The organism is Streptomyces sp. NPDC059994, from assembly GCF_042737755.1.
GTDB lineage: Bacteria > Actinomycetota > Actinomycetes > Streptomycetales > Streptomycetaceae > Streptomyces.
Window position 1 is genome coordinate 40,755 of record NZ_JBHWUR010000004.1, and the last position, 21,224, is coordinate 61,978.

Below are 21,224 nucleotides of genomic sequence, written 5' to 3' on the forward strand. Positions count from 1 at the left end.
GTCGTCGTCGGGATGCCGGTGAACGAGCGGGGCGGCGAAGAGCTCGCCGACGCCATGGGGCTCATGATCAACATGATGCCCGTCCGGGTGGGCCTCGCCGGGGGCACGACCTTCGGGCAGCTGGTGGCCCAGGTGCAGCGCGAGGTCGTCGACGGGATGCTGCACAGCTACCCGTTCGCCGCGCTCGCCCGCGATCTGGCCCAGGCCGCGCCGTCCGGCCGCTCGCCGGTCTTCCAGACCGCGTTCGTCTTCCAGGACGTGCTCGACGGCATCGCGGACCCCGACCGCCCCTACGAGCTGGTCGAGGAGCTGCACCAGGAGGGCGAGTACGAGCTGTCCGTCGAGGTGTGGGGCAAGGGCGACGGGTACGCGCTGCACTGGAAGTACCACCCCGAGCTGTTCGGCGCCGACTTCGTGGCGGGCCTGGGCGAGCGCTACCGGCGCGTCCTCGAAGCCGTCACCACTGACCCGGAGGTCCGCCTGGAGGACCTGCACGCGCTCTTCGCGGCCGACACCGCTCCCACGGCGGCCGACGGCCCCTGTGTGCACGACCTGTTCGACGCGGCCGCGGCCCGGACTCCGTACGCGGTCGCGGTGACCGGTGCGGACGAGATCCTCACGTACGACGAACTGCGCCGCCGCAGCGACGCGCTGGCGGCCCATCTGGTGGCGCGGGGCGTGCGTCCGAACGACCTGGTGACGGTCTTCCTCGACCGTTCGGCCGCGATGGTCGTGGCGCTGCTCGGCATCCTCAAGGCGGGCGCCGCCTACGTTCCGCTGGACCCGGAGCTGCCCGCCGCGCGGCTGTCCGACATCGTGGGGGACAGCGGCACCTCCCTGGTCGTCACCCAGGCCCGGCTGAAGGCGAGGGCCCAGGCTCTGCTCGACGCGCGGCCGGCCGAGGCGCGGGCGGCGGCGCCGGGCGACCTCGTGGTCCTCGACGAGCAGCGGGACCAACTCGCGGCCGCCGCGACCCGGGGCGATCGGCCCGGGGTGACGGTGACCGAGTCGGAACTCGCGTACGTCATCTACACCTCCGGCAGCACCGGCAAGCCCAAGGGCGTGATGATCCCGCACCGGGGCTTCACCAACCTGCTGCGCTCGATGGCCGTCGAGCCCGGACTCGGCCGCACCGACACGCTGTTCGCGGTCACCACCGTCAGCTTCGACATGGCGCAGGTCGAGCTGTTCCTGCCGCTGGTCACGGGCGGGCGCTGCTATGTGTGCGACAGCGCGACGACCAAGGACGTCGACCGGCTGAAGGAGCGCATCGGCCGGGTGCGCCCCACGGTCATGCAGGCCACCCCGGCGACCTGGAGCATGCTGTTCCACTCGGGCTGGCGCAACACCGAGGGCGTCCGGATCCTCACCGGCGGCGAGGCCCTGTCCCGTACGCTCAAGGACCACTTCCTGAGCACCGGCACCGAGGCCTGGAACCTGTACGGGCCGACCGAGACCACCGTCTACTCGACCGGCACCCTGGTGCGCCCCGACGCGCCCATCACCATCGGCAGGCCGATCGCCAACACCGAAGTCCTCATCCTGGACGAGCGGTTGCGGCCGGTGGCCGAGGGCGAGCCGGGCGAGCTGTGCATCGCCGGGACCGGGCTCGCCAAGGGGTACGTCAACCGCCCCGAGCTCACGGCCGAGAAGTTCGTGCCCCACCCCCTGGTCGCGGGCGCGCGGCTCTACCGCACCGGGGACCTGGCGCGCTGGAACGAGGACGGCGAGATCGACTACCTCGGGCGGCTCGACTTCCAGGTCAAGATCCGGGGCAACCGGGTCGAACTGGGCGACATCGAATACCACTTGGGCGCTCACGCGGCCGTCGCCGAGTGCGTCGTGGTGGCGCGCGGCGAGGACGCTGCCAAGCAGCTCGTCGCCTACTACCGGCCGGGCCCGGGGCGCTCGGCGGACGCGGCCGACTTCAAGGAGCACCTGCGCGAGAGGCTGCCGTCGTACATGGTCCCGGACTTCTACGTGCCGATCGACGACGTTCCGCTGACCGGCAGCGGCAAGGTGGACCGCAACGCGCTGACGCGGCGCGAGATCTCCCTCGCGCCCGCCGCGCCCGCGCCCGCGCATGCCGTACCCGTGACGGCCGCCCCCGAGGGTGTGCCGCTCGCGGACATCGAGGAGCGGGTCCTGGCCTGCTGGCAGGACGTCCTCCAGGTCCGCGACATCGGCCCCACAGCCTCCTTCTTCGAGGTGGGCGGCAACTCGCTGGCGGCCGTGGTGCTCGCCGAGCGCATCGCGGAGCGCCTCGGCGTGCCGTTCGCGGCGGCCGACCTGTTCAAGTACGCCAGCGCGCGCAGCATCGCCGAGTACGTGCGCGAGCACACCGCACCGCCGGTCCGGTCCGTGCGGGCCGAGGAGGAGACCGCGGTGATCGCCCCGGATGCCGCCGCGGACCTGCCCGACGACGCCGTGGCGATCGTCGGCATCGCCTGCCGCTTCGGGGACGCCGACGACCACTGGCGGTTCTGGGAGGACCTGCGGCGCGGCGACGGCACCACCCGGTTCTGGACCGAGGAGGAGCTGCGCGGGGCCGGGGTGCCCGAGCGGGTGCTGCGCGAGCCCGGCTATGTGCCGCTGCGCTCCGCCCTCGCGGACAAGGACGTCTTCGACGGCGAGTTCTTCCGGCTCTCCCCGAACCACGTCGCCCTGATGGACCCGCAGTTCCGCCAGCTGCTCCTGCACGCCTGGAAGGCCGTCGAGGACGCGGGCTACGACCACCGCGACATCCCGGACACCGGCGTCTACGTCACCAGCGGCAACCACTTCTACGGAGCGCCCGCCCCGGAGGCGGCGCCCGTGATCGAGGATCCGCAGCAGTACCTGTCGTGGGTGATGTGCCAGAGCGGCACGGTCGCCTCGATGATCTCGTACCAGCTCGGCTTCGGCGGCCCCAGCCTCGCCGTCCACTCCAACTGCTCGTCCTCGCTGAGCGCCCTCTCGCTCGCGGCCCGCGCGGTGCAGAGCGGCGAGACCGGCTTCGCCCTGGTCGCGGCGGCCTCGGCGGCCAGTACGGACGGACGCGGTTACGTCCACAAGCCCGGCCTCAACTTCTCAAGCGACGGCCGTGTCAAGGCGTTCGACGCCGCCGCCGACGGCATGGTCGGCGGTGAGGGCGTCGCCGCGCTGCTGATCCGCCGGGCCAAGGACGCCGTCGCGGACGGCGACCACATCTACGGCCTGCTGCGCGGTGTGGCGACCAACAGCGACGGTGCCCAGGCCACCGGTTTCTACAGCCCCAGCGTAGACGGCCAGAGCCGGGTGATCCGCCGGGCCCTGGAGCGCACCGGCGTCGATGCGCGCTCCATCGGATACGTGGAGGCGCACGGCACCGGCACCAAGCTCGGCGACCCCGTGGAGCTGGCCGCGCTGACCGAGGCGTACCGCGAGGCCACCGAAGAGAGGGGTTACTGCGGCATCGGCTCGGTGAAGTCCAACCTCGGCCACCTCGACTCGGCGGCCGGGCTCGCCGGGACCGTCAAGGTCCTGCTCGGCCTCTACCACGGTGAGCTCCCCCCGACCCTCAACTACACCAGCCCCAACCCCCAGTTGAAGCTGGAGCGGTCGCCGTTCCACGTAGTCGACCGGCTGCGGGAGTGGCCGCGGGGCGAGGGCCCGCGCCGGGCGGCGCAGAGCTCCATCGGCCTGGGCGGCAGCAACGCGCACGCGATCTTCGAGGAGTACACGGCCGCCGCGCCCGCCGCCGACGACCGCTCCCCGCAGCTGGTCCCGCTGTCGGCGCGCACCCGGGACAACCTGGCCGCCTACGCGCGTGAGCTGCGGGCGGCCCTGGAGAGCCCGAGGCCCACGCTGCGACTGCGCGATGTGGCGTACACGCTCCAGGTGGGCCGGGTGCCAATGGCCCACCGGGTGGCGTTCGTCGTCCGTGACCTGGGTGAACTCGTCGACGAGCTCGCGCTGTTCCTCGACGGCCGGGACTCGGGCCGCCGCTTCGCGGGCGAGGTGCCCCGTGGCGGCGCCGCCGACGGCCCCGCCGCCAAGGTCGCCCGCTGGCTGGAGAAGGGCGAGGAGAAGGGCAAGCTGAAGAAGCTCGCCCAGGCGTGGGTGCAGGGCGCCCACGTCGAGTGGCGGCGGCTGGCCAGGACCGCGGCGGGCCGCCGGACCAGCCTGCCCGCCTACCCGTTCAGCCGGGTCGTCCACCCGTGGCCGGCTCGCGCCGTCGAGGCGTCCGGGCCCGCTCCGGCGCACCCCCTGCTCCACGAGAACGTGTCCGGGCTCGGCGCGGTCCGCTACCGCACCCGGTTCACCGGCGAGGAGTTCGTGCTCCGCGACCACGTGGTCGAAGGGAAGCGCTTGCTCCCGGCCGTGGCGAGCCTGGAGATGGCGTACACGGCCGTGCGCCGTGCACTGCCCGCCGCCGGATCGCGGCTCACGCTGAAGAACGTCAGCTGGGTACGGCCGGTGGCCGTCGGCGGCGAGGGCCGCACGGTCGAGTTCACCCTGACCGAGGACGCGGCGCCGGGCTCGGCCCGCTTCGAGCTGACCGGCTCGGCCCAGGACGGCGGACAGGTCCACGTCCAGGGCCGCGCGACGGCCGCGCCCGCCGGCGAGCGGCCCACGGTCGGGCTCGACCGGCTGCGCGCCGCCCTGCGGCTGCGCCCGCTGTCGGGCGACGAGTGCTACGCCTGCATCGCCCGCGCCGGAGTCGCCTACGGCCCTGGCTTCCGGCTGGTGCGCACCCTGTACCGGGGCGCCCCCGACGGGCGGCGCGAGGTGCTGGCCGAACTGCGGCTGCCGGGCGGGTCGCGCGGCTCCCTGGAGTCGTACGCGCTGCACCCGGGCTTCCTGGACGCGGCGATCCATGCCTCGCTCGGCCTCGACCCCCGGTTCGACACGGAGGCGGGCGCGGCGTCGCGGCCCCGGGAGGCGTCGGCCACACCGGTGCCGTTCGCGCTCGACCGGCTCGACGTCTACGCGGAGTGCGAGGAGGAGATGTACGCCTGGGTGCGCCCGGCGCCCAGGGAGCGGGCCGAGGGCGCGGGCCAGGTGCTCGACATCGACCTCACCGACGCCGGCGGGCGGGTCTGCGCCGCGCTGCGGGGCCTCACCTACCGTGTGCTCGACGGGAAGACGGACGGCGGCCGGGTCTCGGCCCTGCGCACCCTCCTGCCGGTGTGGGAGCCCAAGCGTGCCGGACTCCCCTCGTCCGTGGGTGAGTTGGCGGACGCGCAGCCCGGTGAGGTGTTCGTCTTCGACGCCGACCGGCGGCTGCGCGACGAGCTCGGGGTGCTGGCGCCCGGACACCGGCTGGTGGAGCTGCCCGCGGGTGCCTCGGTGGCGGAGATCGCCGAGCGGATCCGCGGCACCGGGCGGACGCCCGCGCACCTCGTCTGGGTGGCGCCGCACGACGGGCCCGACCCCGTCGCGGGCCAGGAGCGGGGCGCCGTCGAGGTGTACCGCCTGGTGCGGGCGCTGCTGTCGCTCGGCCTCGGCACCAAGTCGCTGACCTGGACCGCGCTCACCTTCGCCACCCAGCGCGCGGAGGCCCGCGACCTGGTCGCGGCGACCCACGCCGGTGTGCACGGGCTGCTGGGCAGCGCTGCCAAGGAGCACACCCGCTGGACGGTCCGCCTCCTCGACCTGCCCGCCGCGGCGCCCGGCGACGCGCTGCGCGCGGCCGGACTCGCCCTGCCCACCGTCCCGGCCGGAACCACCCTCGCCCTGCGCGAGGGCCGCTGGCTCGCCCAGGAGCTGCGGCCCGTCGCCCCGCTCGCCCCCGCCACCGCGCCCTACCGGGACGGCGGCCGCTATGTCGTCGTGGGCGGCGCGGGCGGCATCGGTGAGCTGTGGAGCCGCCACATGGTCGAGCACCACCGGGCGGCGATCGTCTGGATCGGCCGCCGCCCCCTCGAAGGCGCCGTCGCGGCCTCCCTCGCCGACCTGGCGGCCCGAGCGCGGGCCGTCGGCGCCGGGGAGCCCCTCTACGTACAGGCGGACGCGAGCGACGAGGCGGCGCTGGCCGCCGCGTACCGGCGCATCAAGGAGCGCCACGACCGGATCGACGGCGTGGTCCACTCCGCGATCGTGCTGGCGGACAAGACGCTGGCCAACATGGACGAGGACCGGTTCCGCGCGGCACTGACCGCCAAGGTCGACGTGGGCGTCCACCTCGCCCGCGTGTTCGGCGCCGAGCCGCTGGACTTCGTCCTCTTCTTCTCTTCGGTGGAGAGCTTCGTACGGGACGCGGGCCAGGCCAACTACGCGGCCGGCTGCACCTTCAAGGACGCGCTGGCCCTGGACCTCGCGGACCGGTGGGCCACCGCGCCGGGCGCCGCCCGTCCCGTGGTGAAGTCCGTCAACTGGGGCTACTGGGGTGTGGCGGGCGTCGTCAGCGACGACTTCTACCGCGCGCGCATGGCGGCGGCGGGCATCGACTCCCTCGACCCCGAGGAGGCCCTGCGCACCCTCGCGGACTTCCTCGGCGGTGAGCACGGCCAGATCGCGCTGATGCGCACCTTCGACGAGGCGGCGCTGCGGGGGCTCGTGCCCGACGAGCGCCTGGGCGCGTCCGCCGATGTGCCCGGGGACGGGCCGGACCGGCTGCCCTCCGTGCTCGACGCGGTCGTGGCGGCGTACCGCGCACCGCACGGCGAGGTCGAGCGGCTCGGCCGGTTCCTGCCGCACCCGCGCCTGTGCGAGCTGGCCGGGCGGCTGCTCTTCACCACGCTGCGCGACCTCGGCCTGGACGGCCTGGAAGGACGGATTCCCGCCAAGTACGGCCGCTGGCTGGCGGAGAGCGACCGCGTGCTGACCGCCGCCGGGCTCATCGAGGTGCGCGGCGGACGGCGCGCCCTGCCCGCCGCGCGCGACCTGGACCCCGCCGAGCTGTGGCGCCAGTGGTACGCGGAGCGCGCCGGCTGGCAGCCCGGCCCCAACCAGCGCGCCCAGGTCGACCTCGTCGAGTCCTGTCTGCTCTCCCTGCGCGAGGTCCTGGCCGGGGAGCGCCCCGCCACCGAGATCCTCTTCCCGGGCTCCTCGATGTCCCGCGTGGAGGGCATCTACCGGGGCGACCCGATCGCCGACTACTTCAACGACCGGCTGAGCGAGCTGGTCGTCGACGCGGTGCGCCGCTGGCGCCAGGCCCACCCGGGCCGCCGCCCGCGCGTCCTGGAGGTCGGGGCCGGAACCGGCGCGACCAGCGCCAAGGTGCTGGCGGCGCTGGAGCCGCTGGGCGACGCGATCGCGGAGTACTGCTACACCGACCTCTCCAAGGCGTTCCTGTTCCGCGCCGAGGAGCAACTGCTGCCGCGCTACCCGTATCTGACGACCCGTATCTTCAATGCGGAGAAGTCGCCCGGGGAGCAGGGCGTCGAGCCCGGCGGGTTCGACGTCGTGGTGGCCACCAACGTGCTGCACGCCACCGCGGACATCGCGCTGACCCTGCGCAACGTGAAGGCGGCCATGCGGCCGGGCGGGCTGCTCTTCATGAACGAGATGAGCCGCAACACGCTCCTGGCGCATCTGACGTTCGGCCTGGTCGACGGCTGGTGGCTGTACCGGGACGCGGACCTGCGCATCCCGGGCAGCCCGGTGCTCACGCCCGAGAGCTGGGTGGACGTACTGCGGGCCGAGGGCTTCGACAGGGTGGGGCAGCCGGACCCCGGGGCGCATGTGCTGGGCCAGCAGCTGACCGTCGCCGAGAACGGTGGCGGTGCGGTGGTCCGTACGGACGCGCCGCGCACCGACGCCCTCCCGGCGCCGCGCCCGGTCGTCACCGCCTCCGTCACCGCCTCCGCCTCCGTCACCGCCTCCGCCTCCGCCTCCGCCTCCGCCTCCGCCTCCGCCTCCGTCCCGGACGCCGGCCTGCGGGCGCGCACCCTCGCCTACTTCGGTCAACTCCTGCGTGACGCACTGCGCCTGACGGACGATCAGCTCGATGCGGGCCGGAACCTGCACGACTACGGTCTCGACTCCATCCTGGTCTCCGGTATGAACAACGCCGTCGCACGCGACTTCGAGGACGTTTCCAGCACGCTCTTCTTCGAGCTGCGGACCCTCGACGAGCTGACCGACCACTTCCTGGACACCCGCCGCCCGGAGCTGCTCAGGCTCTTCGGAGCCCACGCGGCGGAGGCCGAGCCCCCGTCCACCGACCTCGCGGAGCGCGCCATCGCGTACGTCACCGCGCTGGTCGCCGACACGCTCCGGATGGCGCCCGGGGACCTCGCCCCCGACGCCGACCTCTTCGACCTCGGGCTCGACTCGATCCTCGTCATCCAGCTGAACAACGCGCTCGGCCGCGACTTCGACGAGCTGAGCAGCACGCTGTTCTTCGACTGCCCGACGGTCCGCGAGGTCGCCGGGTACTTCACCGGGGCGCACCCCGCGCGGCTGGCCGAGGTGCTGGGCGCCGAGGAGCCGCCGCACACCACCGCCCCGGTCCATGTCCAGGTCCAGGTCCCGGCTCCGGCCCCGGCCCCGGCCCCGGTCCAGGTCCCGGCTCCGGCCCCGGCCCCGGCCCCGGTCCAGGTCCCGGCTCCGGCCCCGGCCCCGGCCCCGGTCCAGGTCCCGGCTCCGGCCCCGGCCCCGGTCCAGGACGCGGCGCCGGCCGTGTCCCCGGCCCCGGTCCGGGCGCCCGCGCCCACCCCCCGCCTGCGCGACATCGCCATCGTCGGCCTCGGCGGCCGCTATCCCCGGGCCGCCGACCCCGCCGCGCTGTGGGAGAACGTGCGGCAGGGCCTCGACTGCACCACCGAGTACCCCCTGGACCGCTGGTGGCTGCGCTGGGAGGAGGACGGCAAGGAGCGCCCGCGGGGCGGGTTCCTGGCGGACGTCGCTTCCTTCGACGCCGAGTACTTCGGCATCCCGGACGACGAGGCCGCCGCCATGGACCCCCAGGAGCGGCTGTTCATCGAGACGGTCCACAGCGCCCTCCAGGACGCCGGGTACACGGCCGCGGCGCTCAACCGGCAGGGCAGGGTCGGGGTGTTCGCGGGCGCCATGAACGCCACGTACAACGGGCGCACCGCCCACTCCTCGATCGCCAACCGCACCTCGTACCTCTTCGACTTCCAGGGGCCGAGCATCGCCCTCGACACGGCGTGCTCGTCGTCGCTCACGGCGATCCACCTCGCCCTGGAGAGCCTGTACAGCGGCGACAACGACTGCGCGGTCGCCGGTGGCGTCAACCTGCTCCTGAACGCCGACCACTTCGACGTGCTCGCCGAGCACGGGCTGCTGTCCGCCGGTGACCGGTGCCGACCGTTCTCCGAGCACGCGGACGGCTTCCTCGCCGCCGAGGGTGTCGGCGCTGTCGTACTCAGGCCGCTGGAGGACGCGCTGGCCAACGGCGACCACGTCCACGCGGTCATCAAGGGCAGCGCGGTGAACGCGGGCGGCCGGACCAGCCGGTACAGCATGCCCAGCCTCACGGCCCAGCGCGACGTCGTCGCCCGCGCCCTGGAGAAGGCAGGTGTCGAGCCCGCCACCGTCAGTTACGTGGAGGCGCACGGCACGGCGACCGCGCTCGGCGACTCCATCGAGATCTCCGCGCTCAGCCGTGCGTTCGGCACCGCACGCGCGGGCCAGTACTGCGCGGTCGGCTCGCTCAAGTCCAACCTCGGCCACGCCGAGAGCGCGTCCGGCGTCGCCGGTCTCACCAAGGTCCTGATGCAGCTCAAGCACGGGCAGCTCGCGCCGTCGATCAACGCCGAGGAGCTGAACGGCGGGATCGTCTTCAAGCGGACGCCGTTCGCGGTGCAGCGCGAACTCGCGCCGTGGGCCCCGGTCGACGCCGACGGGCGGCCGCTGCCGAGGCGCGCCGGGATCTCCTGCTTCGGCGCGGGCGGCTCCAACGCACATCTGATCATCGAGGAACACCCTGGAGGCGGCGACGTGGCCCCCGCGCTTGCGCATCTGACCGACGAGCCCCGCCTGGTGCCGCTCTCCGCCCGGACCCCGGACCAACTGCGCGACGTGGCCGGGCGGCTGGCGGACTTCGTCGGCGACACCGACCGTGCGGTGCCGCTGCGCGACCTCGCCTACACCTTGCAGGTGGGGCGCGACGAGCTGCCGGTGCGGCTGGCCCTCGTCGTACGGTCGGTGCCGGAGCTCGCGGCACGGCTCGCGGCGTTCCTCGGCGAGGGCCTGGCGCCGGGCGCCGAGTACGCCGACCTGACCGGCCGCGAGGCCGGACGGCAGACGCCCGCGCCCGTCACCGACCTCCGCGAGGCGGCCCGGCAGTGGCTGTCCGGGACGGCCCTCGTGTGGGAGGCGCTGTACGGCGGGGCGCCGCTGCCCCGGCGCGTCAGCCTGCCCACGTACCCGTTCGCCAGGAAGACGCACTGGTACGGGGAGCTGTCGGCCCCGGCTGCGACGGCAGCGGCCCAGGCCGTCGCGCCCGCGCCCGCACCCCGTCCCGCCGAGGACGGTGGCGTCCGCGGTCTGCTCCTGGACGCCGTCGCCGCGCAGCTGGACGTGGACCCCGCCGAGGTCCGCACCGATGTGGACTTCCCCGCCCTCGGCCTCACCTCGATGGGGCTGGTGCGGCTGGCCAGGGAGATCCAGCGCGATCTCGACCCGGGGTTCGAGTCGGCGCTGCTCTTCGAGCACGCGACGGTCGACGAGCTGGCGGCCCACCTCACCGGGCGGGGCGTCGCCGCGGCGCCGCAGCCGGTGGCGCCCGTCGCCCGCCACCCGCTCTCCGAGGGGCAGCAGGGGCTCTGGGCCCTGCAGAAGGCGTCCCCGGAGTCCGGTGCGTACAACGTGCCGCTCTGCTTCAGGACCACCGGCCCGGACGTCGGCGCCCTGCGGGCGGCGTTCGCGCGAGTCCGGGCCCGGCACCAGGTGCTCGGCGCGGCCGTCGAGGTGGCGGGCGGCAGCCTCCTGCTGGCCCGACAGCCGGACGGACAGCCGGTGGTGACGGAGCATCACCTGTCCGTGACCGACGAGAGCGAGGCGGTCGCGCTGATCCGCGCGCACGCCAAGGAGCCGTTCGACCTGGAACGCGGCCCGCTCTGCCGCCTCGATGTCTTCCACGGTCCCGGCGCGGCGGCCTGGGTGCTCCTGAACACCCATCACCTCGTCCTCGACGGGGCCTCCGCCGTGCTGCTGGTCATGGACCTGCTCGCCCAGTACACGGCGCTCACCGAGGGCCGGACCCCCGACGCGCCGCGCCCGAGCGCCCCCTACGAGGAGTTCGTGGCCGCCGAGGCCGAGGCGCTGGGCGACGCCCGGGCCGGCGAGCGGCTGGCGTACTGGCGCGAGCGGCTCTCCCAGCCGCTGCCCGCGGTGGCGCTGCCCGCCGACCGGCCGCGCCCCACCGGCTCCGGCGCCGGGGCCACCGCGACCCGGCGCCTTCCGGCCGGACTCGGCGCGCGCATCGCGGAGTTCGCCCGTGGCCGGCGGGTCTACGCGTCCGCCGCCTACCTCGCCGCGTTCAAGGTCCTGCTGCGCCAGTACACCCAGCAGGACGACGTGATCGTGGGCATGCCGGTGAGCACCCGGCCCGCGACCGGCTTCGAGCGCACGGTCGGCCACTTCGTCGACATGCTGCCGGTCCGCAGCCGCGTCAGCGGCGCGGCGCGCTTCGCCGACCTCTGCAAGGACGTCCAGAGGAACCTGGTCAACGGCCTGGCCCAGCAGTACCCGTTCACGGCCCTGGTGCGCGAGCTCGGCCTGTCCACGGGCGACGGCGGCGCGCCGGTGTTCCGGTACGCGTTCATGTACCAGGACTGGCACGAGGACGTCACCGCCGGTGCCCCCGCCTTCTCCTACGTCGAGGGCATCCACCAGGAGGGCGAGTACGAGCTCGTCCTTGAGGTCGTCGAGCCCGCCGGGCCCGGCGGCTCCTGGACCGTCAACTGGAAGTACGACACCGCCCTGTTCGACGCCGCCACGGCCGAGCAGCTGCTGCGCCAGTACGTCCACCTCCTGGAGAGTGTCCCGGCCGATCCGGAGCAGCTCGTCGACGCGTGTTCGCTGCTCTCGCCCGAGGAGCGCCACACCCTCACCGTCGAGTGGAACGCCACCGGGGCCGCCCACCCCGAGCGGCCCGTGCACGAGCTGTTCGCCGAGCAGGCGGCCCGCACTCCGGACGCGCTCGCGGTCGTCACCGGGCAGGACTCCCTCACGTACGCGGAGCTCGACGAGCGCTCCGGCCGTCTCGCGAGCCATCTGGCGGACCTCGGTGTCGGCCCCGGCAGCCTGGTCGCGGTGTACTTGGAGCGCTCGCCCGAGCTGCTGATCGCGCTCCTCGCGACGGTGAAGGCGGGCGGCGCCTACATCCCGCTCGACCCCGACTACCCGCAGGACCGGCTCGCCCACATCCTCGGCGACGCCCGCCCCCAGGCCGTCCTCACCCACAGCGCGCTGCGCGCCCGGCTGCGCGAGCTCGCCGACGTGCCAAGCACGGTCCTGATGGACCGGCCGTGGCCCACCGGCGGCCCGGTCCGCGCCCGCGTCACCGCCGACGACCTCGCGTACGTCATCTACACCTCGGGCAGCACCGGCGACCCCAAGGGGGTGATGGTGCCGCACGGCGCCCTCACCAACTTCCTCTGCTCGATGAAGGACCGGCCGGGCCTGCGGGCCGACGACCGGCTGCTCGCGGTGACCACCCACAGCTTCGACATCGCCGCCCTGGAGCTGTACCTCCCGCTGGTCGTCGGGGCACGTGTCCACCTCTGCGACGCCGACACCGCGCGCGACCCGGGCCGGCTCAAGGCGCTGCTGGGCGCGGTGCGGCCCACGGTGATGCAGGCGACCCCGTCGACCTGGACGATGCTGCTGCACGCGGGCTGGACCAACGACGAGCGCGTCCGCGTGCTGTGCGGCGGCGAGGCGCTGCCCGAGACCCTGCGCGAGCGCCTGAGCGCGCTCGACTGCGAGGCGTGGAACCTGTTCGGGCCGACCGAGACGACCATCTGGTCCACGGCCGGGCGGATCGAGCCGGACGGCCGCATCACCATCGGCACGCCCATCGACAACACCCGGATCTACATCCTGGACGGCCTGGGCCGCCTCGCGCCCGCCGGTGTTCCCGGTGAGCTGTGCATCGCGGGCGCCGGGCTCGCCAAGGGCTATCTGAACAAGCCGGAGCTGACGGCCGAGCGCTTCCCCGAGAACCCGTTCGCGCCCGGCACCCGCATCTACCGCACCGGCGACCTGGCGCGCCGGCTGAGCGACGGCCGCATCGAGTGCCTGGGCCGCATCGACTCCCAGGTGAAGATCCGTGGCTTCCGGGTCGAACTCGGCGAGATCGAGCACGTCCTCGCCGGTCACCCGGCCGTGCGCGAGTGCGTCGTGGTGGCCCGTACGCGTGCGGAGAGCAGGCAGCTGGTGGCGTACTACGTGCCGGCGGCGGCCCCGGTGGCGGCCGAGGAGCTGACCAGGCACCTGGCCCGGAAGGTCCCGACGTACATGGTCCCGTCGTTCGTCCTGCCCATCGACGCGCTGCCGTGCACCCCCAACGGCAAGGTCGACCGCAAGACCCTGGAGGAGCGTCCGGTGGTGCTGGCCCGGCCCGTCGCGGACGCGCCCCGGCCCGTCGGGGCGGCGCCCGCCTCCCCGCTGCCGCACGAGGGCGATGTGCTCGCCCTGTGGCGCGAGGTGCTCGGCGTCGACGACCTCGGCCCGACGGACGCGTTCCTGGACGCGGGCGGCAGCTCGGTCCTGGCGGCCGTGCTCGCCGACCGGGCCGCCGAGCGGTACGGGGTGCCGTTCACGGCGGCCGAGACCTTCAAGTGCGTCAACGCGCGGGGGATGAGCGAGCACCTGCAGGCGAGCGGCGGCACCCGAGCCGGTGCCGAGGCGCAAAGCGTGCAGCCCTCACCGGCCCCCGGCGCCCGTCCCACCGGCAGCGTCGCCGTCATCGGCATCTCCTGCCGACTGCCCGGCGCCGAGGACCACCACGCGTTCTGGCGCAACCTGCTCGCGGGCGAGGAGAGCGTCGAGCTCTGCTCCACCGGCGAACTGCGCGAGCTGGGCGTCGACGAGAGCCTGATCGCGCACCCCGACTACGTTCCGGTGCGCGCGAGCATGCGCGGCAAGGGCCTGTTCGACGCCGACTTCTTCCAGGTCTCGCCGCGCGACGCGGAGCTGATGGACCCTCAGCTGCGGCTGCTGCTCCAGCACTCCTGGAAGGCCGTCGAGGACGCCGGACGGCTGCCCGGTGACATCGCCGACAGCGCGGTCTACGTGTCGACCAGCAACGCCCTCTACCAGGCACCGCTGGCGGCCGGGAACGCGCGGCGCGACTCCGAGTCGCTGGTGAGCTTCCTCCAGGCCCAGCCCGGCACCATCCCGACCACTGTCTCGCACAAGCTGGGCCTGACCGGCCCGAGCCTGTACGTGCACAGCAACTGCTCGTCCTCGCTGGCCGGGCTGGCCCTCGCGGTCCAGGGCATCCAGTCCGGCCAGACCCGCCACGCGCTGGTCGGCGGCGCCGGAATGTACGCCGAGAACGCCGTCGGCTACCTCTTCGAAGAGGGCATGACCCTCTCCTCCGACGGCCACTGCAAGCCGTTCGACGCCGAGGCGAGCGGGATGATCGGCGGCGAGGGCGTCGTCGTGGTCCTGCTCAAGGACGCCGGGTCCGCCGTCCGCGACGGCGACCACATCTATGCGCTGCTGCGCGGCGCCGGGATGAACAACGACGGCGACCGCAAGGCCGGTTACTACGCGCCGAGCGTGGCCGGGCAGGCCGAGCTGGTCTCGGCGGTCCTGGACCGCGCCGGAGTGCACCCCGAGAGCATCGGCTACCTGGAGGCGCACGGCACCGGCACCCGGCTCGGCGACCCCATCGAGGTCATGGCCGTCTCCGAGGCCTACCGCCGCCACACCGACCGCACCGGTTTCTGCGGCATCGGCTCCGTCAAGTCCAACCTCGGCCACCTGGATGCGGCGGCCGGGCTCGCCGGTCTCGTCAAGACCGCCCTGGTCGTCGGCAACCGGCGGATCCCGCCGACCGTCAACCACCGCGTGCCCAACCCGCAGATCGACTTCGCGGGCTCGCCGTTCTACGTGGTGGACCGGCTTGTCGAGCACGCCCCCTCGGCCGAGCCGATGCGCGCGGCCGTCAGCTCGTTCGGCATCGGCGGCACCAACGTCCACGCCGTTCTGGAGGAGGCGCCCGCGCGCGGCGCCGAGGACGCCGTCCTCGCCGGTCCGCGCCTGGTGCCGCTGTCGGCGCGCGGGCCGGAGAACCTGCGCCGGTACGCGGACGACCTGGCCCACCGGCTCGCCGAGCTGGAGGAGACGGGCCCGAGCGCCCGCCGCCTCGCCGACGTCGCCTTCACCCTCCAGGTGGGCCGCACCCAGCAGCCCGAGCGCGTGGCGTTCGTGGTGCGCGACGTGCGCGAACTCATCGACGCCCTGGGCGACTTCGCCTCGGGCGGGGAGCAGCGGGTGTACGGCGCCCACGGCGCCCTGGCACACACCGCCCGGCAGTGGGTGGACGGCGGCGAGGCGCACTGGCCGCACACCGACGAGGCGCACCCTCCACGCCGGATCAGCCTGCCCACGTACCCGTTCACCGAGGAGTACTTCTGGCTGCGCGGCGAGGAGGCCGCGGCGCCGGAACCCCCCTCGACCGACGTGTCCGGCAAGGTAAGTGACGGCTCGTCGGATCTGGACTTCTTCGAGGAGCGCTGGGTGGCGACGGCCGCCGCCGCCGTCCCCGACGCCCCCGCGTCCGAGGCGCAGGTCGTCCTGTGCTTCCTCGACGGGGCGGCGGACCGGGCCGCGTACGAGCGGTCCCTGCGCGAGCGCGCGCCCGGTGCCGAGCCGGTCTTCGTCGGCGCCGGGTCCCCGTATCCCGTGGACCGCGACGACGAACGCAGCTGGAAGCGGGCGCTCGGGGCGGTCGCGGCCGAGTACGGGCGCGTCGACGCGATCCACTACCTCTGGCCGGCCGGGCACCGCGACGGGGGTCCTGGCGAGCAGCCGTCGCTGCTGCGCGAGCTGCGCGACGTCGCCTCCCTGATCCGGGCCGTGGTCGCTGCCCGCCTTGAGGTGCCGCACCTGCTCGTGGCCGGGCACTTCCGCGACGCCGTGGAACAGGCCGCCCTCGACGCCCTGATCGGGTACGAGCGCTCGCTCACCGAGGTGCTGCCGGGCACCGCCCTGCGCGTGGTCCTGCGCGAGGGTGCGATCGACGCGTCCCACTGGGCCGCTCTGCTCTTCGCCGAGCAGCGCCAGGAGGACCCGGCGAGCGTGCTGTACCGGGCGGACGGCGTGCGCCGGACCTGCCGGGTCGAGCGCGTCGAGACCCCGGCCCGGCCCGCCCGGAGCGTACTGCGCGACGGCGGAACGTACCTGCTGACCGGTGCCTTCGGCGGCCTCGGCCGCCGCCTGGCCGAGTACCTGGCGCGCGAGTACCGTGCCCACCTCGTCCTGCTCGGCCGCTCGGAGATCGGCGCGGCCGACGAGGCCTGGGCCGAGGGCCTGCGGCGCTCCGGCAGCCGGGTCGTCTGCCGCCGGGCCGATGTGAGCGACCCGGATGCGCTGGCCGGACTGCGGGCGAGCCTGCCCGAGGAACTGCGCGCCTTCGACGGCGTCCTGCACCTCGCGGGCGCGGCCGAGCCGGTCACCCTGCCGGCGAAGACCACCGCCTCCATCGACGCGGTGCTCGGCGCGAAGGCGCACGGCTCGCTCGCCCTGGAGCGCGCCCTCGGCCTCGACACCGAACGCCCCGACTTCGTCTGCCACTTCTCCTCCACCGCCGCCGTCCTCGGCGACTTCGGCAGCGGCGACTACGCGGTGGCCAACCGCTTCCAGGCGGCCTACGCGCGCGCCCTCGGCGAGCGGCCGACGCGACACCGGACGCTCGCGATCCAGTGGCCGCTGTGGGAGGAGGGCGGCATGGGCGCGTCCGCGCAGCGGAGCGCGGACCCGGACTTCATCGACGCCTACCTCCGCTCCAGCGGCCGGCGGGCGCTGGAGACGGCGGCGGGGCTCGACGCGTTCGAGCGCCTGCTGGCGGCCGACCTCGTCGCGCCGATGGTGCTGCGGCCCACCGCGCAGGCGTCCGCGATCGTCGCCGGCACGGTAGGACCGGCCGCGCGGCCCGAGCAGCCGGCGCCCGCCGTGCGCACCCGGGCGCCGAAGACGGGTGAACTGACGTACGCGGTGCGGGAAGTGGTCCAGCACGTCCTCAAGGCGGAGGCGCACCGGATCGACGACCGCAGCAACTTCGTCGACCTCGGCTTCGACTCCATCCGCCTCACCCAGCTCGCCCACCGGCTCTCCGACCGCGTCGGGGTGCGGCTGCTGCCCACCGTCCTCTACGACCACCCGTCGATCGAACGGCTGGTGGAGCACCTGGCAGGAGAGGACGTCCGGATGGCGGTGGAGGCCCCGGCGGTGGCCGCCGAGCCCGTGGCGGCGGTCCGGACCGCCGCGGCGACCGGGCCCGCTGCCGGTGTCGAACCCGCAGTCGGGGACGAGCCCGTCGCGATCATCGGCATGAGCGGGATCTTCCCGGGCTGCCGCTCGGTGGCCGAGTTCTGGGACGCGCTCGCCGACGGCAAGGACATGGTCCGCGAGCTCGCGCCCGGGCGGTTCGGCGCGTCGGTCCCGGCGGAGCCGGACGGCGAGCGCTACCGGTGGATGGGCAGCATCGACTGGGCGGACGAGTTCGACGCCGCCTTCTTCGAGATCGCCCCCAAGGAGGCCCGGACGATCGACCCGCGCCAGCGCCACCTCCTCCAGGAGTCCTGGAAGGCGCTGGAGGACGCGGCGCTCGGCGCCGAGGAGCTCAAGGGCAAGCGCGTCGGCGTGTTCGTCGGCGTGGAGCAGGGCGACTACCAGTTCCTGGTGAAGGACGGCGGCAACGTCACCTCCAACCACGACGGCGTCCTGGCCGCCCGGCTCTCGTACTTCCTCGACCTCAAGGGCCCGGTCCTCGCCGTCAACACCTCCTGCTCCTCGGGCCTGGTGGCCCTGCACCAGGCCTGTCTGAGCCTGCGGCAGAAGGAGTGCGACATCGCGGTGGTGGCGGCCGCCAACTTCGTGCTCACCCCGCAGTCGCTGGACGCGATGAGCCGGGCGGGCATGCTGTCCGAGGCGGGCCGGTGCTTCACCTTCGACCAGCGCGCCGACGGCATGGTGCCCGGCGAGGCGGTCACGGCCCTGGTGCTGCGGCCGCTCGCCGCCGCCGAGGCGAACGGCGACCCGGTGCACAGCGTGATCGCCGCGAGCGGCCTCAACTACGACGGCCGCACCAACGGCATCACCGCGCCCGCCGGAGAGTCCCAGCGCGAGCTGCTGTCCAGCGTCTACGAGCGCGGCGGCATCGACCCGGGGGACCTGGGCCACATCGTCACCCACGGCACCGGGACCAAGCTCGGCGACCCGGTCGAGGTCAACGCGCTGCGCGCGGCCTTCCGGACGGACGCGGGTGTCGCGGAGCGCGGGTTCTGCGCGCTGACCTCGACCAAGACCAACTTCGGCCACACCTTCGCGGCGTCCGGCCTGGTCGGTCTGATGAGCCTGTCCGAGTCGGTGCGCCGGGGCGTCATCCCGGCGAGCCTGCACTGCGAGCAGGACAACGAGTACATCGACTGGAGCGACAGCCCCTTCTACGTCAACAAGGCGACGAAGGAGTGGGCGACCCCGACGGGTGCGCCCAGGACGGGCGCGGTGAGCGCCTTCGGCATGAGCGGGACGAACGCGCACGTCGTGGTACGCGAGTACGTACCCGGCGCCGTGGCACCCCCCGCCGCGCCCGGTGCGGTGGGGCATCTGCTGCCGCTGTCCGCCAAGACCGAGACGGCGCTCGCCCAGCTCGTGGACCGGCTGCTCGACCTGATCGCCGACGGCGAGCTGCGCGACGCCGACCTGCCCGCCCTGGCCCGCACGCTCGGCGACGGCCGCCACCACTTCCGGCACCGCTGCGCCGTCGTGGCCGACACCCTCGACGAGGCGGCCGCACTGTGGCGCGGCTGGCGCGAGGGCTCGGCCGGGGCGGGGTGCTTCGCGGGGACGGTCGCGCGCGACTTCTCGGCGCGGTCGGCGGACGGCGCGGACGCCGGGCGGATGACCGCACCCGGCGCCGGCCTGGACGCCACCGAGCGCCGCCGGGCGCTGTCCGCGCTCGCCGAGCGCTATGTGCGCGGCCACGACCTCCCGTCCCCGGACGCGGAGACGGCCGCCCGCCGCCCGGCGCGCCTGCGGCTGCCCACGTACCCGTTCGCACGGAACCGGTACTGGGTGCGGGAGGAGGCGCCGGTGGTCGCGGAGGCCCCGGCCCCGGCCCCGGCCCCGGCTCCGGCCCTGGCTCCGGCTCCGGCTCCGGCTCCGGCTCCGGCCCTGGCTCCGGCTCCGGCCCCGGCCCCGGCCCTGGCTCCGGCTCCGGCCCTGGCTCCGGCTCCGGCTCCGGCTCCGGCCCCGGCCCTGGCTCCGGCCGCGGCCCCGGCGCGGCCCGCTGACCAACTTCCGGCCGAGCCCGCCGTCCAGGCTTCGGCTCCGGCCGAGCCCGCCGCCCCGGCGAAGCCCGTCGTGCTGGCCGGCCTGGCCGACTTCCCGCACCGGCTCGCCGAGCCGGCCGAGGCGCGGCCGCACACCGTGACGCTCTCCCCGTTGCCCGCGCCCGCGCGTCCGGTCACGCGGGAGCACGACATCCTGGAGGACCTGAAGTCGGCGGCCAACCTCGACTTCGGCGGAATGGTGGCGACCCTCAACCGGACCGGTGTGATGGTCGAGCACCTCATCCCGTACTCCTCGGAGTTCGCCGAGTACGCGGGGGAGCGCGGCGGCGAGGTCCTCGACCTCGGCTGTGCCTACGGCATCGCCAGCATCGCGGCGCTGGAGCGCGGCGCGCGCGTGGTCGCGCTCGACATGGAGAAGAAGCACCTCGACATCCTGGAGCAGCGCGTCAACGACGACGCCCGCACCCGCCTGACACTGCGTCAGGGAGTGCTGCCGGACGTCGACTTCGAGGACGGGCGGTTCACCGCCGTGCACGCCAGCCGCGTCATGCACTTCCTCACGCCCGAGGGCGTCGGGGTGACCCTGCGCAAGATGTTCCGCTGGCTGGAGCCGGGCGGAAAGGTCTTCCTGAGCACCGACTCGCCCTACTTCGGCTACTGGGCCTCCAAGGCCGCCGACTACGAGGCGCGCAGGCGGGCGGGCGACCCGTGGCCCGGCTACATCGAGGACGTGGCGGCCCACTTCGAGGCGGCCCACGTCGTCGGCGGGCCGAGCCTGATCAACGCCCTCGACCCCGAGGTCTTCCGGCGGGAGTGCGAGGCGGCCGGGTTCGTGGTCGAGCGGGCCGGGTACTTCGGCGCGGTCGGGGTGGACCGGGGCTCGTACGGGGCGCCGGGCCCCGACATGGAGCACGTCGGCATCATCGCGCGCAAGCCGGACACCTCCGGGGCGGCCCAGGCCCAGGCCCAGGCCCAGGCCCAGGTCTCGGACCCGGCCCGCACGGCCGCGCCGCGCGACGAGAGCGCCCGCGCCGGCGACATCGGCTACCGGGTGCGCGGAACCGGCACCACGGCCCTGGTCCTCATCCACGGCCTGGGCTGCGACATGACGTACTGGGAGCAGCAGGCCCGGTACTTCGCCGACCGGTACACCGTCGTCACGCTCGACCTCGCGGGCCACGGCGGCTCCGGCCGCGACCGGCGGCACTGGACCGTCGAGGCGTACGCACGGGACGTGGCCGACGTCGTCGCCCGGGTCGGCGCCGAGCACGTGGTCCTGGTCGGCCACTCGCTCGGCGGACCGGTCATGCTGGCGGCCGAGCCGCTTCTCGGGGGCCGGGTGCGGGGCATGGTCGGCGTGGACACGCTCCACACCTTCGACCCGCAGCCGCTCAGCGCCAAGCAGCTGGACCGGTTCGTGCAGAGCTTCGTCGACGCACCCGTACGGGCCGAGGAACTCTTCCTCGATACGCACCGGGCGGACCTCGTCGCCCTGGTCGAGCGCACGCGCGCGCACGTCGGCGAGGCGATCGTCTCGGCGTCCTTCCGCGAGATGCTGACGTACCTCCAGCGGCTGCCCAAGCGGTTCGGGGCGCCCGTGACCCTGGTCAACTCGACGTCGTGGATGCCCACGGACACGACCTCGGCCGCGAAGTACGGCGTGGACGTCGAATTCGTGGACGGCGTCGGGCACTTCGTGATGCTGGAGGCGCCCGAGGTGCTGAACGCCTCTCTCGAACGGCTGGTCAAGGGGTTCGTCGACGGTCACGGAGCGATCGGGGCCACTGAGCGATGAACCGAGGAACAGGTACTAAGATCCCG

1 protein-coding gene (only partly in view) is annotated in these 21,224 nt (G+C 74.4%); it reads left to right on the top strand.

Going from position 1 to position 21,224, the window contains the following annotated elements; translation table 11 throughout:
* Nucleotides 1-21,198, top strand: the 3' portion of a protein-coding gene (locus ACFWA7_RS03650; protein WP_385820643.1) for an amino acid adenylation domain-containing protein. The gene continues 891 nt to the left of window position 1, outside the view; only the last 21,198 of its 22,089 coding nucleotides appear in the window; the start codon falls outside the window, past its left edge; its stop codon occupies nucleotides 21,196-21,198.
* The last annotated feature ends 26 nt before the right edge of the window (nucleotides 21,199-21,224 follow it).